Annotated in this window: 20 protein-coding genes; 5 read left to right on the forward strand and 15 right to left on the reverse strand. The window is 61.0% G+C overall.

Features of this window, described 5'->3' with window-relative positions; genetic code table 11:
- Positions 1 to 635 precede the first annotated feature (635 nt).
- A complete protein-coding gene (locus tag GGD61_RS31070) occupies positions 636 to 1,532 on the forward strand; it encodes a TauD/TfdA family dioxygenase (RefSeq protein ID WP_210311249.1) in 897 nt (298 codons plus the stop codon).
- 163 nt (positions 1,533 to 1,695) lie between these two features.
- On the opposite strand, the gene GGD61_RS31075 is transcribed toward GGD61_RS31070, so the two are convergent.
- The 15 genes from GGD61_RS31075 to GGD61_RS31145 form a co-directional block, all read right to left on the reverse strand.
- Positions 1,696 to 1,935, reverse strand: coding sequence for a DUF2274 domain-containing protein (locus GGD61_RS31075; RefSeq protein ID WP_183231770.1), 240 nt, complete (start codon positions 1,933 to 1,935; stop codon positions 1,696 to 1,698).
- A 4-nt stretch (positions 1,936 to 1,939) separates the two neighbouring features.
- Positions 1,940 to 3,145, reverse strand: a complete 1,206-nt coding sequence (locus GGD61_RS31080; protein WP_183231771.1) for a TrbI/VirB10 family protein — start codon at positions 3,143 to 3,145, stop codon at positions 1,940 to 1,942.
- On the reverse strand, positions 3,142 to 4,176 hold the full coding sequence (gene trbG, locus GGD61_RS31085) for a P-type conjugative transfer protein TrbG (protein ID WP_183231772.1): 1,035 nt from the start codon (positions 4,174 to 4,176) through the stop codon (positions 3,142 to 3,144). Before trbG ends, GGD61_RS31080 begins: the two co-directional genes overlap by 4 nt.
- Positions 4,173 to 4,856: a conjugal transfer protein TrbF gene (gene trbF, locus GGD61_RS31090; protein WP_183231773.1), complete on the reverse strand. Its 684-nt coding sequence runs from the start codon at positions 4,854 to 4,856 to the stop codon at positions 4,173 to 4,175. Before trbF ends, trbG begins: the two co-directional genes overlap by 4 nt.
- A 100-nt stretch (positions 4,857 to 4,956) precedes the next feature.
- Entirely contained in the window at positions 4,957 to 6,183 is a 1,227-nt protein-coding gene (gene trbL, locus GGD61_RS31095; RefSeq protein ID WP_183231774.1) for a P-type conjugative transfer protein TrbL, read from the reverse strand.
- Positions 6,180 to 6,551 (reverse strand): putative entry exclusion protein TrbK-alt, encoded by a 372-nt coding sequence (trbK-alt, locus tag GGD61_RS31100; protein WP_183231775.1) that lies wholly within the window; start codon positions 6,549 to 6,551, stop codon positions 6,180 to 6,182. The genes trbL and trbK-alt overlap by 4 nt, the downstream gene beginning before the upstream one ends.
- On the reverse strand, positions 6,551 to 7,282 hold the full coding sequence (gene trbJ, locus GGD61_RS31105; RefSeq protein WP_183231776.1) for a P-type conjugative transfer protein TrbJ: 732 nt from the start codon (positions 7,280 to 7,282) through the stop codon (positions 6,551 to 6,553). Before trbJ ends, trbK-alt begins: the two co-directional genes overlap by 1 nt.
- Entirely contained in the window at positions 7,279 to 9,720 is a 2,442-nt protein-coding gene (gene trbE, locus GGD61_RS31110) for a conjugal transfer protein TrbE (protein ID WP_183231777.1), read from the reverse strand. The genes trbJ and trbE overlap by 4 nt, the downstream gene beginning before the upstream one ends.
- 10 nt (positions 9,721 to 9,730) lie before the next feature.
- The gene (locus tag GGD61_RS31115; protein WP_183231778.1) at positions 9,731 to 9,994 is read right to left on the reverse strand and encodes a VirB3 family type IV secretion system protein; all 264 of its coding nucleotides are present in this window, start codon (positions 9,992 to 9,994) and stop codon (positions 9,731 to 9,733) included.
- Entirely contained in the window at positions 9,994 to 10,317 is a 324-nt protein-coding gene (locus tag GGD61_RS31120) for a TrbC/VirB2 family protein (protein WP_183231779.1), read from the reverse strand. Before GGD61_RS31120 ends, GGD61_RS31115 begins: the two co-directional genes overlap by 1 nt.
- Before the next feature lies 1 nt (position 10,318).
- Positions 10,319 to 11,233 (reverse strand): P-type conjugative transfer ATPase TrbB, encoded by a 915-nt coding sequence (trbB, locus tag GGD61_RS31125; protein ID WP_183231780.1) that lies wholly within the window; start codon positions 11,231 to 11,233, stop codon positions 10,319 to 10,321.
- A gap of 231 nt (positions 11,234 to 11,464) precedes the next feature.
- Positions 11,465 to 12,793: an MFS transporter gene (locus GGD61_RS31130; protein WP_183231842.1), complete on the reverse strand. Its 1,329-nt coding sequence runs from the start codon at positions 12,791 to 12,793 to the stop codon at positions 11,465 to 11,467.
- Between the two features lie 132 nt (positions 12,794 to 12,925).
- Positions 12,926 to 13,351 carry a CopG family transcriptional regulator gene (locus tag GGD61_RS31135; RefSeq protein WP_183231781.1) on the reverse strand — a complete coding sequence of 142 codons (426 nt, stop codon included), beginning with the start codon at positions 13,349 to 13,351 and terminating at the stop codon, positions 12,926 to 12,928.
- 6 nt (positions 13,352 to 13,357) lie between these two features.
- Positions 13,358 to 15,346, reverse strand: coding sequence for a conjugal transfer protein TraG (locus tag GGD61_RS31140; protein WP_183231782.1), 1,989 nt, complete (start codon positions 15,344 to 15,346; stop codon positions 13,358 to 13,360).
- 36 nt (positions 15,347 to 15,382) lie between these two features.
- Positions 15,383 to 17,146, reverse strand: a complete 1,764-nt coding sequence (locus GGD61_RS31145) for a DUF3363 domain-containing protein (protein ID WP_183231783.1) — start codon at positions 17,144 to 17,146, stop codon at positions 15,383 to 15,385.
- 261 nt (positions 17,147 to 17,407) lie between these two features.
- Here GGD61_RS31145 and tnpA point away from each other — a divergent pair, with 261 nt between their 5' ends.
- The 4 genes from tnpA (at position 17,408) to GGD61_RS31165 (ending at position 20,593) form a co-directional block, all read left to right on the forward strand.
- Positions 17,408 to 18,295: an IS66 family insertion sequence element accessory protein TnpA gene (tnpA, locus tag GGD61_RS31150; protein ID WP_183231784.1), complete on the forward strand. Its 888-nt coding sequence runs from the start codon at positions 17,408 to 17,410 to the stop codon at positions 18,293 to 18,295.
- Positions 18,292 to 18,645: an IS66 family insertion sequence element accessory protein TnpB gene (gene tnpB / locus GGD61_RS31155; RefSeq protein WP_074124987.1), complete on the forward strand. Its 354-nt coding sequence runs from the start codon at positions 18,292 to 18,294 to the stop codon at positions 18,643 to 18,645. The genes tnpA and tnpB overlap by 4 nt, the downstream gene beginning before the upstream one ends.
- Before the next feature lie 69 nt (positions 18,646 to 18,714).
- Complete coding sequence (tnpC, locus tag GGD61_RS31160) at positions 18,715 to 20,253, forward strand: IS66 family transposase (protein WP_183231785.1); 1,539 nt, start codon at positions 18,715 to 18,717, stop codon at positions 20,251 to 20,253.
- Between the two features lie 52 nt (positions 20,254 to 20,305).
- Positions 20,306 to 20,593 (forward strand): hypothetical protein, encoded by a 288-nt coding sequence (locus GGD61_RS31165; protein WP_246786087.1) that lies wholly within the window; start codon positions 20,306 to 20,308, stop codon positions 20,591 to 20,593.
- Positions 20,594 to 20,641: the final 48 nt, after the last annotated feature.

The raw sequence follows: 20,641 nt of genomic DNA on the forward strand, positions 1-20,641 counted from the left end.
GTTCAGCCAGAACAGTCCTTTGCGCATCGAAGTCCCCCGTGCCGAATCAACTCGGTGCGAGGGAATCAGAACCCGCTAATTAGGTACAGACCCTAGAGGGTCACGCCGAGCCAAACCCGGCCCGGGACTGGGTCTCATTGATGCCAGACTAGCATCGAGTAACTGGCGCGGCACCAAGAAGCCGCTGCTGTCATCTTAGTTCAGGACTAAGAGGTAATGTGCATAACCCGCCACATGGTCGCTCAACTCTCAAGGATTCCAAAAGGTCGGGCAATCAACTACATCGCGAAATTTACGAAGGGACCGTCGGCTCGGGATTACCGCCGCGCTGTATCAGTTGTCGGTATTCTGACAATGGCGGAATCTCGTGTCAGGACCAGTGCACGCGCATAGCAAGCGTCGACGCCATAGAAAATTCATTCAGTTCACGCCTTGCGCTCCGACAGGTCAACATCGGTGATCCAGTTCCTTCGTTGCTCGGCCCAACCACTAGCTTGGTTCGAGGACTCGCGCCAAACCCCAAATCGTTCACTGCCATTGTCGAGTACATGTTTGTCTTTAAATGGCACAATGCTTGCTGACATTAATCAGCTCCCGAGGGGCGAGGGAGACCTGCCAGGGCTTGGAAAAGCAAGATGAGCATCTGCGACGTCATTTCGGGCAACGATGTTGTGAAAAGTGCGGCGCGCATCGGCGCCGAAGTCAGAAATATCAAGCTATCAGGCGATCTACCGGATTACGCGATTGCCGAGATCAAACGCTTATTGCTAGAGCACAAGGTGATCTTCTTCCGCAACCAAGGACATCTCGATGACGCCGAGCAGGAACGCTTTTCAGCTCGTCTCGGAAAGCTCGTGCCACATCCGATGCTCGGCGCTACAAAAGGAACGGCTTCGATCCTCGAATTGAACTCAACTCGCGGCGGCGGCCGCGCCGACGTTTGGCATGCGGATGGGACCTTCGCCGATGCCTATCCCAAGATCTTGGTCCTGCGGGCCGTTATTATGCCGGCTTTCGGAGGCGACACCGTGTGGTCGAATACAGCTGCCGCCTATCACGGCTTGCCGCCCCCGCTGCAACGGCTTGCCGAAAATCTTTGGGCCGTTCACAGCAATGTTTTCGATTACGCCGGGATCGCGCGCGTTCGCGAGATCGACAAGAAACACTTTGACGAGGTGTTCACCAGGACAGTTTTTGAGACCGAGCATCCAGTTGTACGCGTCCATCCCGAAACAGGCGAGCGGACGCTAGTGCTTGGCGCCTTGGTTAAGCACTTTGTTGGGATCCGCAAACACGACGGACAAAAGCTGTTCGACCTGCTCCAATCCCATATCGCCGCGCCTGAAAACACTGTGCGATGGAATTGGTTACAGGGAGATATTGCGATTTGGGATAACCGCGCAACACAGCATTACGCGGTCAACGATTACGGCGACCAACATCGCGTCGTACATAGGACCACGATCGAGGGTGACGTCCCCATCAGCGTCGACGGTCGGAGCAGTGTAACGCGCATGAAGGTGACCGAATAGCACGCCGACGCCCACCACTCTCCCGGCTTAAGACGCGGACAAATTGGTAGTCGGAGTTGTTTCGGGCAAATGCAGACCCTATCTCTTAACGCCAACTCGGCAATGCTTGGCCTACTGGCGACTATGTGCGTCGACAACGGCTTAAACCAAACCTCGAGCATCACTATCCTTCGTCGGCGGTCGGTAGGTGGCCTTCACGTTTCATTTTGGAAAATCCTCGATCAGTGGCCATAAAGCGCGCCAACATGGGGGCGATGAGTTTAGTCGGATCGATCGGTTGACCACCCTGGCGGTTAAGCGCTTCTGCATATACAATGAGATCACGATGCACCGCCGCGGGCAGCTCCACATTCACTTTGATCGGCTTGTCGTCCGGAAGTTTTCCTAGTTTAAGCTTAGGCATGTTGTTACCGTCTATACGGGGGAAGTATCAGGTCACGATTGGCAAGGACACGTACCGGGAAACCAGGTCGGACTGTCAGCGTGGGCTGGATGTTGAGACTGCGCCGAATTACCTGTTGTCCGTTCTGGCGCAGGGAGTCCGAAGCGCCGTGCCGCAATGCCTGGATGATCGCGCTGTCGTTGCTATTGTTGTCCGAGCCAGCCCCAAGCTCGGTCCCGACTGCTAGAAACGTCGATAGCGCCGCAGCCTTGAATAGCTCGCCCCAGTGATTGTCGACTTGGTCTTCAAGGCCCGCATAACCAGCAGTGTCCGCGCCCGGCTGCCGCTCGAGAACGATAGAGCGTCCATTCGGCATGATCAGCCGCGTCCACACGAGCAGGACACGGGACTGGCCGAAACTTACCTGACTATCGTAGATCCCGATCAGACGCGCTCCCTGAGGCACAAGCAGAAAGCGGCCAGTCGGCGTGTCGTAGACGTTCTCGGTCACCTGCGCGGTAATTTGACCTGGCAGGTCGGACCGAATCCCCGTGATCAGAGCTCCCGGAATCACTGTCCCGGCTTGCACGATGTATGGTGAAGCCGGCCTCGTGGTGCGGTCAGGGCTTACCGTGCGACGATCTACAGAAGCATTAACGAACGCAAGTTTCCGGTCTTGACCGTTCTGCGCAGATCCATCGTCGCCGGTGCTAGTTGCGCTCGCCGGCACGACGCGATCGCTTGCAACCGCCACAGCGGAGGGTGGGCGCACTTCGCGCCCATTGGTCGAAGCGAAGAGATGACTGATTCGGGCTGCCTCGGTCTCTTGATCCCGGCGCTGCTGCTCCGGATCACCGCCGATCGTCGGCCGGCCTTGAGCCGCAAGGATCGGGCGACCGAGGTCCCCGGGAAGCGGCGGCCCCAGTTGCGGGATTGGCTGGCGCGGAATGCCAGCATAGTCCTTCGGCAGCGTCGTAACGCCGTCGGCGACATTGTGATGGTCGGTACTGTAAAGCTCATCGACCACTTGGTTGCGGGAGCGATTGCTCTGGAGGGACCACAGCACCGCGCCGCCGATGAAAAGCAGAGTAACCGCGGTCCCGCCGGCCAACACTTTCCGCGACAGCCGCGTTACGCGCGGATGCTCTGCTCTCAGGCGGAAGCTCCCGGATTGCTCCCCTTGCGTTTGCAATGGAGCTTGGACCTGATCGTTCTGGTTCAGCGTATTCACGACGACGGCCTTCCGTCGGTCCGGACAATCCTGACTTTCTGCTGGTGCTCACCGCCGAGCCGGAGTTCGGCGGCTGCAAACAGCCGATCGACGATCAACACGTTGCCATAGGCGCGATAGTTGACGAGTTCGGTCTTGCCATCAGGACCGATGACGAAAAGAGGAGGCATCTCGCCTTGCACGATGCCCTGCGGAAATTCGACATAGACCTTGCGGCCATCGTCATATGCGGCGAGTGGCCGCCATGGAGGACTATCCCCCTCGATGGCATAGCGGGAGATGCGCTGCGCCGGGTCGGGTAGAACAGGCTTTAGAGCCACTGAACGCGATCGTTCCCGTGCAGTTTCCGGATAGTACCAGGCAACAGACGGCATGTATGGCCGTTCGCGAGAGCGGAGCTCGATCAGGTAGGTGCGCCGGTCAGTATTGAGCACCAAGTTGGTCTCGATCGAAGCTCTGGTCGGCTTGACGAGGATATGGACACGCCGTGTGTCGCCGCTCCCGCTCTCGGTATCGCCGACGACCCAGCGTACGGTATCTCCGGCCGCGATCGGCCCCGATCCAGTCAGCTGTTCTCCTTCCTCGAGCGCGATATCCGTGATCTGCCCCGGTGCCGCGTAGACCTGATAGAGCGCCCCCGGACTGTAAGCATAGATCTGCGCCGCGTTGAAATACCCCCGCTTACGCGGTTCGACCCGGGCTGCGGTGTTTGCGGTCTCAACCCGGCTCACGGGTTCAGCGTCTTCCTTCCCTCCCGACTTGCCTCCGAACGCCGGCTTCCAGATGGGTGGAACGTGAAGCGGTCGCGGTCTATCGTCGAGAGCCACCGGCGTCGCCAGTAACGGAGGCACTTCAGCGTCATAGCTGATCTCCGGCGGAATGTAGGTCGCGCACCCACCGATCGCCGAGGAACCAAGCAGGATAGCAAATAAAAGTGCTCGCCTCGCGATCAAGAATTCGGGCTGAGTCGGACTGATCCAGCTCCACGGGACGGCATGCTTCGAATGAACGTCAGACGGCGTCTTGGTCACTGACTCAACTCCTTTGACCAGTTGATGGCGCGAACGTAAACTCCAAGGGGGTTCTTGCGCAGGCGTTCGGCGTCGCGGGGCGTCTCGATGACGATCGAGAGAATTGCAGTCCAACGCTCAGTCGAGCTCAACGAACCGTTGTCGTAAGTGCGCTGAGTCCACGCGACGCGAAAGCTCTCCGACGACGCGCGAATGACGCTCGAGACGTCGACGGAGATTTGCGCCTTGCCCAGCTTGGCAAAGGGGTCATTGTTGCGCGCGTAATCGTTGAGCGCAGCGGCGCCGCGATCGGTCGTAAAATCATAGGCCCTGAGCCAGTTTTGTCGCAGAACGATGCCGTCCGCCGGCAGACCTCTGACATCCTCTATAAAGCGCGCCAGATGGTAGGCGATCTGCGCATCAGTTGGTTGATAGTCGATGTTGGCCGGCGCGACCCTTTGGGCCTTGCCGAGTTGATCGACCTCGACCACCCACGGCGTGATCGATCCCTGGCTCGATTGCCAGATAAGGTCTCCAGCGAGACCGGCTGACAGCATGAGGCAGCCAAAGGCCATCAGGCGCCAATTTTTGGCTTGGACGCGGGCCGATCCAATGCGTTCGTCCCAAACCTGCGCTGCTTTCTGATACGGCGTAACCGGCTCGGGCATACGCCCATAGTGAACAGATGGTCGCTTGAACATTTCTGGTTGCCCCTTAGATAAGTGAACGGCTTCAATTGGTGCGGTGTCTGGGTTTGAGGCGCTGCCGAACAGCGGGTGGCGTAAGCGCGATGGCCGCGTGTCAGCGCTCTTCAGACAAATCGACGGAGGAGCCACTGCCACTATGATCGCCCGAGCGAACGGCCTGGCTAGCGGCCGAGGCACCATGCCGAATAGTCTCGGCGCGCTTCATCCGTCGCGCCCAATCGGGCTGCCCTTCGGCCGAAGCGCTCGCGGTCTGCGCACCGGCTTCCCCATCTCCGCCGAGCGCAGCCGCTGCACGACGCAACGGGCTCATCGCGGCGGACGCACCAGCCTCCGCAACGCCAGCCACGCCTCCACTTCGATAGGCAGCGGACGCACCGCTCAAGACGGCCCCCCCACCGCGCGCGGCGCCTGCTATCGCACCACCAGCGAGACCGGCGCCGCCGGCGGCGAGGCCTGCGCCTGCCGCAACAATCCCGCCGGCAGCAAGGCCTGTTCCAATCGCGGCACCGGCGCCGAGTTGCGGTCCGCCCGACACCAGGCCGTTTGCGATACCCGGACCGAAGATACCGAGGCCGAGCAAGGAGAGCGCCGCCAGCACCAGCGTCATCGCGTCTTCAATGGTTGGCTGATTGCCACCAAAGCCGGCGGTAAATTGCGAGAACAGGGTCGATCCAATGCCGACGATGACGGCCAGGACCAAAACCTTGATCCCGGAAGATATGACATTGCCTAGGACCCGCTCTGCTGCGAAGGCGGTCTTGCCAAACAAGCCAAAAGGAATGAGCACGAAGCCGGCTAACGTCGTGAGCTTGAACTCGATCAGGGTGACAAAGAGCTGGATCGCTAGAATGAAAAAGGCGAGCAGCACCACGACCCAGGCGAACAGGAGGACGACGATCTGGACGAAATTCTCGAAGAAACTGATGTAGCCCATCAGGTTGGAGATCGAGTCGAGCAACGGTCGGCCGGCGTCGAGTCCGACTTGAGCGATCTTTCCAGGTCTCAGGAAATCAGACGCGGATAGGCTTGCGCCCGATGCTTTCAGCCCAAGACCAGCAAAACTCTCGAAGACGATGCGCGCCAGGTTGTTCCAGTTACCGATGAGGTAGGCGAAGACCCCCACGAAGAGCGTCTTCTTGACGAGGCGCGCGATGATGTCCTCGTCCGGCCCCCAACTCCAGAACAACGCGGCAAGCGTGATGTCGATCGCGGCAAGGGTCGCTGCGAGATAGCCAACGTCGCTACCGAGCAGCCCGAAGCCGTTGTCGATATAACGCGTGAACGTTTCCAGGAATTGGTCAATGACCCCCATACCAGTCATGGCTTGCTCGCCTCAGGTGTCGCCGAGTTCGGATTTCTCTGTGGAATCCGGCTCTGGTCCTTTGGAGCGAGAGCAAAGCCAGCGGCGGAATCGTCGTGGCCAGGAGCTGCGGCACTACCTATCTTGCCAAGGAAGCGGCGCCGGTTTTCGGCCCAAATCTGCTGGCAGTGACGATAGCCTGCCGTCTGCTCCGGAGTGACGCCGCGGCAGTGTACGAGGTCGGCGTCGGCTGCATCGGTCCTCTGCTCCGCCTTCGGCGCCGACCCAGATTCGTCTCGGCCACGCAGCTGAATCGTGCAGGCCGCGACGGCCACTAGGCCGATTGTCGTCAGCAGCGACAGCGCCTTGAATGCCCCTATGTCAGTCATTAATGGAACATCTGCACGTTGGAGGATTGATAACCCTGCCCCAGTGTCAGGAACCGCCGGAACTGTTCTCGGCCTTGGTCCTGGGCCGAGGCGCGCTGAGCGGCTTCAAGGCTCTGCGCCCTGCCCTGCGCCGTCACGACAGCGGTAAGATCAGCGAGCTGCTGCGCGTTCAGCGCAAGGATCTGATTGCCAGCCTGCGTTGCCTGCAGCGCGCCGCTAGCAGCCTGGCTTGACGTTACGAGTGCGGACGTTTGGATACGATTAGTGTCGAGGTTGCCAACAATGCCGGCTTGGACGCGAAGCGCGTCTTGCGTCGCGGCATAGGAATTCTGCCACCGCGATTGAGCGTTCGAGATCAGCAACTGGTTCGACTGGCCGCTGGTCGCTGGCGCGTAGCTCGTCGAGAAGGCTCGATCGATCTGCTGGACGTCGTAGGCGATGCGCTGGGCCTGGGCCAGCAATTGCTGAGTCCGTTGGATCGACGATTGTAGTTGCTGTAGCGACGAATACGGCAAGCTTGCTAGGTTCTTCGCCTGATTGATCAGCATCTGAGCCTCGTTCTGCAACGAGGTGATCTGATTGTTGATCTGCTGGAGCTCCCGCGCAGCCGTCAGGACATTCTGGACGTAATTGTTGGGATCAAAGACGATCCACTGCGCTCGCGCGGGCACCGTGGCGCCCAGGAACAGCGCGACTGTGCTAGCAGCCGCCAATAAGCCAAGACTCCTCATAGTGATTTCTCCAGATTGACGAGATTGGGGATCAGGTCGAGCGCCCAGGCAACGTCACGGCGCTGCAGCCAGGCTGGCACGAAGCCATCAGGTCCATGTTCGGCGAGAAGTTGCGCGATCGCGGCTTGATCTGTCTTGGAAGAGGCTGCGGTAAAGGCGAGCGCGACGTCACCAAGCCCAAGTTCGAACATCCGGTTGCCCCGACGCGACTGGCAATAGTAGTCGCGCTTTGGCGTTGCTCGGCTCAGTAGCTCGATCTGTCGGTCATTGAGGCCGAACCGGCGATAGATGGCAGTGATTTGCGGTTCGATCGCCCGTTCGTTCGGCAGCAACAAACGAGTTGGACAGCTTTCGATGATCGCTGGTGCTATCGTGGAGCCATCGATGTCAGATAGCGACTGGGTGGCGAAGATCACGGACGCGTTCTTCTTCCGAAGCGTCTTCAGCCATTCCCGGAGTTGCCCCGCAAAATCCTCGTCATCGAGGGCAAGCCAACCCTCGTCCACAATCAGGAGTGTCGGCCGGCCATCGAGACGATCACCAATCCGATGAAAGAGATACGCCAGCACGGCCGGCGCCGCACTCGTTCCGATCAAGCCTTCGGTCTCAAACGCCTGGACCGACGCCTCACCGAGACGTTCGAATTCAGCATCGAGCAGGCGCCCGGACGGACCGCCGAGGCAATATGGTTGCAAGGCGCGTTTCAGAGAGTTCGATTGGAGCAGGACTGACAGGCCCGTGAGGGTGCGCTCCTCCCTCGGCGCCGAAGCGAGTGACGTCAGCGCCGACCACAGATGATCCTTGAACTCCGGAGTGATCTCGACCTTTTCCCGTGCCAGGATCGCGCCGATCCACTCGGTGGCCCATCCCCGCTCGGAAGGATCGTCGATCCAGGCCAGCGGCTGCAGGGCGACGGCGTTTTCGTCCGCGTCCGACAAGGCGCCACCTAAATCGTGCCAGTCGCCACCCATGGCGAGCGCGGCCGCACGGATCGAACCACCAAAGTCAAACGCAAAGACCTGAGAGTTCGGATAACGCCTGAACTGTAGTGCCATCAGCGCGAGCAGCACTGACTTTCCGGCGCCTGTGGGTCCCACTACAAGTGTATGACCAACGTCGCCGACGTGGAGCGAAAAGCGGAACGGCGTTGATCCCTCGGTCTTGCCGAACAGAAGCGGCGGACCCCTGAAGTGGAGGTCCCTCGCCTCACCAGCCCAAACGGCCGACATCGGAATCATATGGGCGAGGTTGAGGGTCGACACCGGTGGCTGACGCACATTCGCATAGACATGCCCCGGCAGACTGCCGAGCCAGGCTTCGACGGCGTTCACAGTCTCGATCATGCAGGTGAAATCCCGCCCCTGAATGACCTTCTCAACCAGCCTTAGCTTTTCATCGGCAGCATTGGGATCGCGGTCCCAGACAGTGATGGTTGCCGTAACAAAGGCTTGTCCGGTCTGATCCGACCCCAGTTCTTGCAACGCCGCGTCGGCATCCAGCACCTTGTTGTGGGCGTCGGTATCGAGCAACGTCGAGGCCTCGTTGGTCATGACCTCCTTGAGGATGGCGCCGATGGATTTTCGCTTCGCGAACCACTGGCGGCGGATTTTGGTCAGCAGCTTGGTGGCATCGGTCTTGTCGAGCATTACCGCCCGGGTCGACCAACGATATGAGAACGGCAGACGATTCAGGTCGTCCAGGATTCCCGGGGTCGTGGCGCCCGGAAAGCCGACAACCGTCAGGACCCGAAGATTGGCTGAGCCCAACATGGGCTCTAGTCCGCCGGTCAACGGCTGGTCGGCCAAGAGCGCATCGATGTACATCGGAATTTCCGGCACGCGAACGCGGTGACGCTTGGTCGAGATCGTCGAGTGCAGGTAGGTCAGCGTGTCCTGATCATCGAGCCAGGCGCATTCCGGCATGAACCCTTCGACGAGCTGCAGCACACGGTTGGTTTGGTCGATAAACCCGCGCAGCACCTCGCGCACGTTTGCGCCAACAGTCCGGTCGCGGCCCTCATAGAGCAGCCGCTCCACCCTGGCGGCTCCCTCCTCCGGCGGTAGATAGACGAAGGTGAGAAAATAGCTGGACTCATAGTGAGCGCCCGCCTCTTCGAACTGGGCCCTGCGCTCGGCATCGACCAGCGCTGACGCGACATCCGGAAATGAACTCGGCGGATAGGCTCCAGCAAAATGGCGCTGCGCCTCGACGAATACAGCCCAACCCGATCCCAAACGGCGTAGGGCGTTGTTCAGGCGACCGGCGACGCCGACAAGTTCGGCCGGAACCGCGCTGTCGAGGTCAGGCCCCCGGAACTTTGCCGTCCGCTGGAACGAGCCGTCCTTGTTCAGGATGATTCCCTCGTCGACAAGGGCTGCCCAAGGCAGAAAGTCGGCGAGATGCGCGTTCGAATGACGATATTCGGCGAGATTCATCATGACCGAGAACTCAGGTGTTGAGATGGCCGGGAATGCGCAGATGTCGGCGCACCACATCGACAAAGGCGGGATCGCGCTTGGCGGCCCAGACAGCGGCCATGTGGCCGATGAACCAGAGGACAAGCCCCGCAATCCAGAGCCGAAGTCCGAGCCCCAGAGCTGCCGCGAGCGTGCCGTTGACGATCGCAACCGACCGCGGCGCGCCGCCAATCAGGATTGGCTCAGTGAGCGCGCGGTGAACGGGCACGACAAAGCCTGTGACCTGATCATCCATCAGATCACCACGCCGCCGCCGAAAGAGAAGAACGACAGGAAGAAGCTCGAGGCGGCAAACGCGATCGATAGACCGAACACGATCTGGATCAGCCTGCGGAAACCACCCGACGAGTCCCCGAATGCGAGCGTTAGCCCGGTCACTACGATGATGATAACCGCGATGATCTTGGCGACGGGCCCCTCCACCGATTGCAGGATCTGATTGAGTGGCTGCTCCCACGGCATGTTCGAGCCAGCCGCCCATGCCGGCGCCGCTCCCAAAAGCGCCATGGCGAATACGGCTAACGATGCACCTCGAAGAAAACGAAATTGCGGACGCATGTCAGTCTCCTGCTGATGAAAGTTTGTAGTCGCCGGCGGCCCCAAGCCCGGTGACGAGGGCAAGTTCAGCGAGGCGACGGTCAGCGCCGCGCCCCGCAAGCACAGCAACGAGGTTGATGGTCTCGGCGATCAAGGCGCGCGGAACCGTGATGACGGCTTCCTGGATGAGTTGCTCGAGCCGCCGCAGCGCGCCAATCGCGCTGCCCGCATGAATGGTGCCGATGCCGCCGGGATGGCCTGTGCCCCAAGCCTTGAGCAGATCGAGCGCTTCGGCACCGCGAACCTCGCCGACCGGAATACGGTCAGGACGCAGTCGCAGCGAGGAGCGAACGAGATCCGATAGCGTGGCCACACCATCTTTGGTCCGCAAAGCCACAAGATTGGGCGCCTTGCACTGAAGCTCGCGCGTATCTTCGATCAGCACGACCCGATCTGAGCTCTTTGCCACTTCGGCCAGGAGCGCATTCGTCAATGTTGTCTTGCCGGTCGATGTCCCGCCAGCCACGAGGATGTTCTTCCGCCCAGCGACCGCGTCCTTGAGAACCTTGGCCTGCTCCGAGGTCATGATCCCCCTGGCGACGTAGTCGTGGAGCGTAAACACGGCGACGGCAGGCTTGCGGATAGCAAAGGCCGGTGCTGCGACTACTGGAGGCAACAGACCTTCGAAGCGCTCACCGGTTCCAGGGAGTTCGGCCGAAACCCTTGGCGCGCCCGCATGCACCTCGGCACCGACGTGATGCGCTACCAGGCGAACAATGCGCTCGCCATCCGCAGCCGACAGAGTTTCACCTGTGTCGATCAGACCATTCGACAACCGGTCGATCCACAGCCGCCCATCCGGATTGAGCATCACCTCGATGATCGCTTCGTCCTCGAGATAGCCGGCAATCGCCGGGCCAAGCGCGCTGCGCAGCATTCGCGCGCCGCGCGAACTCGCTTCCGATTGAATGGAATGGATTACCACTGTTCGCCCCCACCGAATGAGGACGTCCAACGAGCGTCCTCATGTGGGGACGATTAGAAAAGGCACCGACGGACCTGGCGCAACAAGCGGGTTCAGTGATCGTAGACTGGCGTAGAAAAAGAAAGACTGAAACCTGGTATTTTCACGCCTACTCAATCGCATTGGCTCACCGCGAGCTGCTGTTTACCACTCCGCATCGTCATCAGCAGGCAGGAGGACGATTGAACTCTCATACAGGCCAACTGACTCCACAGCGTCGGAGATATTAGCAGGCATGAAGAAAGAAATTGAACTCATCCATGAGGCGACGGATCGGCGCCAAGGCAGCACGAACCAGGCCAAGGCCGCGATCTGCAGTGCGACGTTGAGGCCGAACGCGACTTGATAAGCCTGGAGCGTCCGATGACCATCGATCGCGGTCCATTGCTCAAGGATCAGGCCTGTAACGTATTGCGCCACAAACGCCCAGCCAAAGTGCAATACATTCAAGGCACCATTGGCACGACCGGCAAGCTCCGGCGGAAAGTAATCTGCTATTACCGCGAAGCTGACCACCGTTGCCGTTCCGGCAATTGCGACAATGGACCAGGGCAAGATGGACGGCAGAGGCACTCGCAGGATCAAAGCTAGCTCGGCTGCGACAAACAGCACCGCAACTGTCGCTAATACTGTCTCCGCCCCGATGCCCCTTCGTTTGACGTAATGGACGGTCATACCGAACAACAAGGCGCCGCAGCTCAAAACGATCGACATTATGAACAGCTGTCTTACGAGACTTGCGCGATCAAGCCCCTCCACGTCGGTCAGCCACGGCGATGCCCACAATCCCTGCAGAGACCAGGCTGATCCGATGCAAGTCGCCGAAAATGGGGCCATTCGCCAGAAGCGACGATCGGCAAAAACGGAGCCAAGGGTGGCGCGCGTTGTTGATGGCACAATGCCTCGTTCGGGCACTACGACGTAGATGAGAATAGCCGTAACACTGGTGGCAGCCGCCAAGATCTCAAAGAGCTGCCGCCAGCCCATCCAGGCGAGCAGGTATTCGACGGGAGCCGTGGCGGTCACTGCTCCAAGCGATCCCAACATGATCATGTAGCCATTGAGCAAGGCAACTCGCTCCCTCGGGAACCAAACGATGATGGACTTCAGTCCTGCCGTGAGCGACGCCGCGACACCAAGCCCGATCATTGCGCGCGCGATCAAAAGGGAGAGGAAGCCGCTCGATACCGCGAACAGTCCGGCGCCGACTGCTGCGAGCAAGAGCAAAACGCTCTGGACGCGACGCGGACCAAAGCGGTCCAATAGAATACCGATCGGGATCTGAGCCGCCGCGAAAACAAGAAAATAGACTGACGTAAGCAACCCGAGGTCGGCATCCCCAACCCCGGTGTCCGAGCTGACATGGCTGGCGATCAGAGCGTTGATCGTTCGAAACAGATAAGAGAGATAGTACCCAGCTACAAAAGGGAGAAAAACGCGCGCGATTCGACGCCATGCTGTTGAGATTTGCATGCTGGCCCCTTTGCTCTCAGCTCGCTTGAGCCGATAGCCCGTCCAGCTTTTGTCGGTTCGGCTAAATCGATGCGATCGTGGGCTGGCGTAGAAAAAGAAGGACCGGCGAATTGGTCTTTCTTCAGGGTTCAATCAAGTTTCTTCGGCCGGTTCCTGACGGCGGATATCTTCTGGAATCTCGCGCAGAAAACTTTGCCCTTTCTGCAAACGGCGCCCGAGCGCCTCGACAAATCCTTCAAAACGCTCCCGACCCTTTGCCTGCGCGGCCGCCTGCGCGTCGTTGGGTAGCGGCGGCGTGATCGTCAGCCAGAAACGAATGAAGAGGGCCATGGTCTCGGCCGTCAGACCAACGTCGCGCTCCAGTCTCTGCATCTGACGCGACAGTCGATCCAGCCGACGGGTAAACGCTGCCTCCCGCCTGTCCGCGCCGTCCGGTGACAGAAACGAAGCAACCGCAGCTTCCACGATCGCGGACCGGGAAAGCTTCTTGCGATCGGCGAGTTCCGAGATCTTTTTCAGCAATTCTGGCGGGAAATAGACGTTCATCCGGTCGCGCATATCGTCTCAGAGCTCCATACCGTCATTCGGGTCCAGGGCGACTTGACGGGCAACACCGCGCATCTGTTGGCGTATGAGCCGGGACTGACGGACCGCATCCTCGTCATCATCGAGAACGGCAGCAAATTCTTCTGCCGGTGTCGGTTCGGTCGTCTCCTTGGCGATCGCGACGTGAGCGGGGAGTTCGGGCTCACGACGGAGTCCGCTGTTCGCCGTGTCCTCCTCGGCCTCCGGGGCTTTGTCAGTTGGACCTACCGTCGGCTTCAGCGGTCCGAGCGCTGACCATCCGTCCGTTCGCTGTGATCGGCTGGCGCTCGCCGGATCGGGTGGCGGCAGAACCCGCTCGGTGAACCGCCGATCCTCGTAGTAGCGGACCTTCTTCGCCCGGATCGGCGGCGTGCCTGCCACCATGACGATCTCGTCCATCGGCGGAAGCTGCATGACCTCGCCAGGGGTCAGCAACGGCCTCGCCGTCTCTTGACGTGAGACCATCAGGTGCCCCAGCCACGGGTTCAACCTGTGACCGGCATAGTTCTTCATCGCCCGCATCTCGGTCGCCGTACCCAGCGCATCGGACACCCGCTTGGCGGTCCGCTCATCGTTGGTCGCGAAGCTGACCCGAACGTGGCAGTTGTCGAGGATGGCGTTGTTGGGCCCGTATGCCTTCTCGATCTGATTGAGCGATTGTGCGATCAAGAAACTCTTGATGCCGTATCCCGCCATGAAGGCGAGCGCAGACTCGAAGAAATCAAGCCGGCCGAGCGCCGGGAACTCGTCGAGCATCATCAGAACGCGATGCCGGCGGTCGCGGGCGTGCAAGTCCTCGGTCAGGCGCCGGCCGATCTGATTGAGCACCAGTCGGATCAGCGGCTTGGTCCGAGAAATATCCGACGGCGGCACCACGAGGTAAATCGTCGTCGGGCGACTATCTGCGATCAGATCGGCAATCCGCCAGTCACAGCGACAGGTCACCTGGGCCACGACGGGATCGCGGTAGAGCCCGAGGAACGACATCGCGGTGGACAGGACGCCTGAGCGTTCATTCTCGGATTTGTTGAGAAGTTCGCGCGCGGTCGATGCGACCACGGGATGGGCGCCGTGCTCGCCGAGGTGCGGCGTCGTCATCATCGCCTTCAGCGTCACCTCGATCGGCCGCTTCGGATCGGACAGGAAGCCGGCCACGCCAGCCAAGGTCTTGTCTGCCTCGGCATAGAGGACATGCAGGATGGCGCCGACCAGGAGCGAATGACTGGTCTTCTCCCAATGGTTCCGCTTGTCGAGCGAGCCTTCGGGATCGACCAGGACATCGGCCACGTTCTGAACGTCGCGAATCTCCCATTCCCCGCGCCGGATTTCGAGGAGCGGATTGTAGGCTGAGGATTTTGGGTTGGTGGGGTCGAACAAGAGGACGCGTCCATGCCGCGAGCGGAAGCCGGCGGTCAGCTGCCAGTTCTCGCCCTTGATGTCGTGAACGATGGCCGAGCCGGGCCAAGCCAGCAATGAAGGAACGACGAGGCCGACACCCTTGCCGGACCGGGTGGGTGCAAAACACAATACGTGCTCCGGCCCATCATGGCGGAGGTAGTCGCGGTCGAGCTTGCCGAGCACCACACCATCCGGACCGAGAAGTCCAGCCGCCCTCACCTCCTCCAGACCGGCCCAGCGCGCCGAACCATAGGTCGCAACATTCTTGGCTTCCCGCGCCCGCCAAACCGACATGCCGATCGCCACCGCGATCGAAACGAAGGTCCCCGACGCCGCGATGAAGGCCCCCTCGACAAAGACCTGTGGCGCATAGGCGTCGTAGACAAACCACCACCAGAAGAAGACGGGCGGGTAATAGACCTTGAAGCCCAATAGTTCGAACCAGGGCCGGCCAAGCTCCGGTTGCCAGGCGAGCCGCCAAGCCGTCCACTCAGTTGCTCCCCAGATGGCGAGCAAAACGATTAGGCTGACAACGAATATTTGTCCCCACAGGATTTTGGTTCCGGACATCCCGAACGCCCTTTCGCAACTGGTTTGGTGAGATTGCTAGAGACCGAGGTCGCGCTTGCGACCAAAGCCCCATTCGATGCCACCGCCGTCCTTCACGACGCCGGTGACGTGTTGGCCGAGCCTCCTTTCGAGTTCGCGCGACCAGGGCACGAGTTGGAAGCCGAGCCCATTGTCGATCATGGCGAAGCGCCCCGAGGCGAGCGTTAGACGTTGGCGATATGTCCCCGCCACATGCTCCCCGGAGTCAGACTTCACGTAAGGGAGGCTGGTGTCGGCCGAGACTTTTGCGGCCACCTGGTCCAGTTCACGCTGGCGCAACGTGTTCAGGAGGTCGCGCTGCAAGATGATGCGTTGGCCCTGCCGCCGCGCCAGGCCCTCCTCGATCAGATGCTCGGCGCGGGCCTCCATGGCGTCGCGGGTCTCGCGGCCAAATCCGCCCATGGCGAGCGGCATGGAGTTGCGTTCGACCAGCCTGTGGTCAAGCCAGGTCGCGCCCTTCGCGGCGACCTGCTCGGCAAGATCGAGATCAGAGCGGATCGCCAGCACCATGGTCGGCCGCGGATCGCCTGCCTGACCGAAGCGTCGGATTTCGACGATGCCGCCGATTGGCGGTGCATGGTCGAAAGCTTCGAGCCCTCGGAAGCGTACGTGGTGCGCGCGTCCGTCTGTTCCGTCGATCAGGGCATAGGCCTCGCCGGTCAGTTCGTCATGCAGTCCCCGGTCAACCAGCCGTCCGATAATCTGCGACGTGGGCTGCCCGCCCTCGATGACGAAGTCGGCAATGCCGCGCGCTTCTCCACGCTTGGTAAAGGCGCGGTGCATGGTCTTGATGATGTCGCCGCGCATACCGAGATCGCGCAAGCTGCGCTCGGCCTCGAGGCCGACCATCCATTCCCCTGGTGCGGCGGATGCGGCAAGCCCCATCTTCTCCAGGTGTTGAAGGCGACCGACCATCAAACGCCGGATCTCGGGATCAGACTTGCCGGGATTCTCGGGGCGAAGATCGATAGCGCCGGTCTCATCGGCTGCCAGCCGGATCTCCCGATCGAGCCGCGTCCATCGTTCCGCCGTGACTTCCCTCTCCAGCGAATTGCGGATCTCGTGCTCCGGCTTTGGACCAAGTTCGATGCCGACCAGTTCCTCGGCGCGTGAGCGCAGGCCCTGGCTGATGTAGTCGCGGGAGATCACGAGATCCGCCCCTTCCTCGTCCACGCCCCGAACGAGAAGATGGACGTGTGGGTTGTCGGTATTCCAATGATCAACGGCCACCCAGTCGAGCGGGGTACCGAGATCGGCCTCCATCTGCCTGGCGAGGTCGCGGGCGAAAGCCTTCAGGTCTGTCATCTCGCCGGCGTCCTCGGGCGAGACGATGAACCTGAAATGGTGACGGTCGTCCTTGCACCGTTCCGCGAAAGCCGCGCTATCGGCGCGGTCGCGGCGCTCATCGAACATCTCGGCCTGCTCAGCACTCCGGGTCACGCCGTCGCGCTTTAGGTATGAGAGGTGGGCGGTTAGTGGTGCTGAACGGAAGGCTCGCCCTTTGTGACGAACCACGCGCGCCTTCACCACAACGCGACGCTTTGGGTTGAACAATCTGGCGCGGCTAAAGGCGAGCCGCCCGCGGCCAAACGTCGAGCGCCCATAGGCCGCAGAGCGTCTGCCAGCCGCAGCCTGCCCCGACGTGTGCCCGGCCTTCTTCGCCGCGCGCAGCACCTGGTTGATGAAGCTCTTTTGCTTCGGCGCGCGGGTGCTGCGAATACGCCCGGGCCGAACACGCAGATCGCTGTCGCCCGCACTCACCGCAGGGCCTCCCAGGCATCAAAAGCACGCACGGTGCCGAAAACCTCCTTGATTGCATTCGTCAAAATGCAAGGCGCGGCACGCGCCCCGACCGACTGGCACGCCAGAACCCAAGCCATGCCAATGGCTTGCGGTTCGACCGGCGAGCCCCTTTTATCTCGCCGTCCTGCCGTCGTGGTGTAAGCGTCCGGATCCTGCACGACTTTCCGAGAGTGCGTTGTCGTTCCATATCGGGTTCCTTGCTGCATTGGAGGATCTCCGGTGGGTACGGAATATTTCAAGAACGAAGCGCGCCGTTCTTTTTGGTCGGTACACGTCGAAGCGTGGCGGCGAAGCGGTCTCAGCAAGCGCAAATATTGTCGTCAGCATCGTCTCAGTGGCGGCACATTCGATCGCTGGCTGCGCCATCTGATTGACGCTGAAACGTTGAAAATACGTGCGGAATTGCGTCGCGAGGAACGTCGGGAGCGGCTCCGCAAGAAGCGGGCTCCAGTGTCGAAGGACCTCCGCTGCAGAGCCGTGCAAGCGTTCTGGACGATGCACGTTGAAGCGATGAAGTGGTGCGGTCTGAGCATGCAAGCCTATGCCCGGGCACATGGCATATCGCAGCACAGCCTGAGGCGATGGCGCGATTTGATCGACGCCAATGAGGTTGAAATCGACTGGCGGACGCACCTTCATCCGAGTGCCCGCCCACTGTTAAGCACTAGTGCTAAGACTAGTGCTAAGGATGGCGCGGCTGAATCCCGCTTGACAGCGACACCGAATGACGATCCTCCGACACCGGAGAAGCAGAGCCGGCGCAGCTTCACCGACAAGGAAAAGCTGGCCATCGTGTTGGAGACTGAACGACGTGGGGAGACCGTATCGTCGGCTGCACGAAGGCACGGCATCGTCACTAGCATGTTGTTCCGCTGGCGAGCTGAGCTTGGGTTCGGCAAGAGCAAGCGCGCCAAGTTGGCGCCGGTCGCGGTGGCCGACGCAGGAGCCGCCGGGTCATCGACACCGGTTGTCCTGCACGATCTGTTGCAGCCGCCCGACGGCATGACGGTTATCGAGCTGGACGATGGGCGTCGCATCTTCGCACCGATCGGCAGCGATCCGGATGCAGTCCGTCGCCACGTCATTGAGCAGGAGACGGCCCGATGATGATCGTGCCAGCCGGCGTGAAAGTGCATCTGGCTTTGGGGTATACCGACATGCGCAAGGGCCTGGATGGCCTCGCCGCGCTCGTTCAGGAACACCTCAAGAAGGATCCGTTCTCCGGCCACCTGTTTGCCTTCCGAGGTAAGAAAGCAAGCACGCTGAAGATCCTGTTTTGGGACGGCAACGGGCTTTGCCTGTTCAGCAAGCGGCTCGACCAGGGCGGCTTCATCTGGCCGAGAATGAGCGATCCCGGCGGCACGGTGACGCTGTCCCCGGCACAGCTTGCCATGCTGATCGAAGGCATCGATTGGCGCACACCCGAGCGTCGATGGCGACCGGCTATCGCGGGTTGAATCGCAAAAATCCGCATAGAATATAGCGAAGTTGCTTCGTCGAATCAGCGTGTCCGAGTAGAATCGGTCATGCAGCTCGACCTCGACAATCTGCCGTCGGATACTGCGCTTCTGCATCGCCTGGTGCGCGACATTGCCTCGGTCATCGCGCATCGGAACAACGAGATCCAGCGTCTCCAGGCGATCATCAAACAGCTTCAGCGTGCACAATTTGGGCGTCGTTCCGAGCGTCTCGACGCCGATCAACTCGCCCTTGGACTTGAAGACTTGGACATCGATTTGTCGGCTGTCGAGGCGGATCAAGCCTCGCCGGAGGCGTCCGCGTCTACGCAGAAGCGGCAGCCAAAGCGCAAGCCGCTGCCGGACCATCTGCCCCGCGAGGAAGTCGTGCTCAACGTCGATAGTGAGAGGTGCGCGTGCTGTGGCGGCGCACTGCACGCCGTCGGTGAGAGCGTCAGCGAGATGCTGGACTGGGTGCCAGCACAGTTGCGGGTGGTACGCGTCTGCCGCCCGAAATATGCCTGCCGCAGCTGCGGAACGATCACCCAGGCTCCGGCGCCCGAACGACCGATCGCCGGTGGTTTGGCCACGCCAGCCATGCTTGCGCAGGTGCTGGTCAGCAAGTACTGCGACCACACACCGCTCTATCGACAAGCGCAGATTTTTGCCCGCCATGGCGTCGAACTGGAGCGCTCGACATTGGCCGGATGGGTCGGCGGCGCGTGCTGGTGGTTTGCGGCCCTGCACGATCGGCTGTGCAAGCACATGTTCGCGTCGGATCACCTGTTTGCCGACGATACTCCAATCCCCGTGCTCGATCCGGGCCGCGGGCGCACCAAAACCGGACGACTGTGGGTGTACGCCCGCGATCAACGGAGCTGGGCTGGGCCTGAGCCGCCGGCGGCGGTTTATGTGTTCGCACCCGACCGGAAAGCGGAGCGCCCGGCGGCGCATCTGTCGCACTTCAGGGGTGTTCTGCACGTCGACGGTTACGCGGGATTCGAGCGGCTGACCGACGGCGGGAACATCACTCTCGCCGCCTGTTGGGCGCACACCAGGCGCAAGTTCTACGAGGTTGCGCAAGCCGAGGACACGCCCATCGCGCACGAGGTCCTGCGTCGTATCGCCAGCCTCTATGCTGTCGAAGCGCAGGTGCGTGGTCAATCGCCGGCGCATCGGCTGGCTACGCGGCGCACACTCGCCAAGCCGATCGTTGACAGCCTTCGCCTTTGGCTCGAGGTGCAGCTCCCTCAACTGCCCGGCCGCAGCAATCTCGCCGAAGCGATCCGGTATGCGCTGTCGCGCTGGGATGGATTGACCCGCTTCCTGCACGACGGCCGCATCGAACTCGACACGAACCCCGTCGAGCGGGCGATCCGACCTGTGGCTCTCGGCCGCAAGAACCATCTCTTCGCCGGGAGCGATGGCGGTGGGGAACGATGGGCGATCCTCTGTTCGCTCATCGAAACGTGCAAGCTCAACGACGTCGAGCCTTACGCATACCTGCGCGACGTGCTGCAGCGCATGGTCGACGGACATCCCATCAACCGCCTGGATGAACTTCTGCCGTGGAATTGGAGCTCCGCGGGACTCGGCGCCAGCGCCTGAGCAAAGCCAGACTCTCGCTAAACGACGAACATGACACCGCGGGCAGTTGCAATTGTCGTTCTTTGTAACGATATTACATGACGTTGCAAAATTGCGATGTGATGGGGTTATAGAGGTGACGCAGTCTTCCCGAAACGGGACGGATGCCAAGCTGCTCTCCGAGGCCATTGCGGCGCTTCGTGAGTTGGTCTCACGCGCGCAAGACGCCACAGACGAGTCGTTCGACGACGGCCATTCGGTTGATACTTGGAAGAGCGAGGAATTCCGTGCCGCGATAGAGCGCGCCGAAGCAGTGATCGCGAAGGCCGAAGCTGCCATGGCAGAGCCCCGCCCAGAGTAGGAGCTCGCCGAGTCGACGCATTGACGACCGAGGCTGCTAGGCTCGTCA

The sequence above is a fragment of the Bradyrhizobium sp. SBR1B genome, from assembly GCF_014198205.1.
In the GTDB taxonomy this organism is placed as follows: domain Bacteria; phylum Pseudomonadota; class Alphaproteobacteria; order Rhizobiales; family Xanthobacteraceae; genus Bradyrhizobium.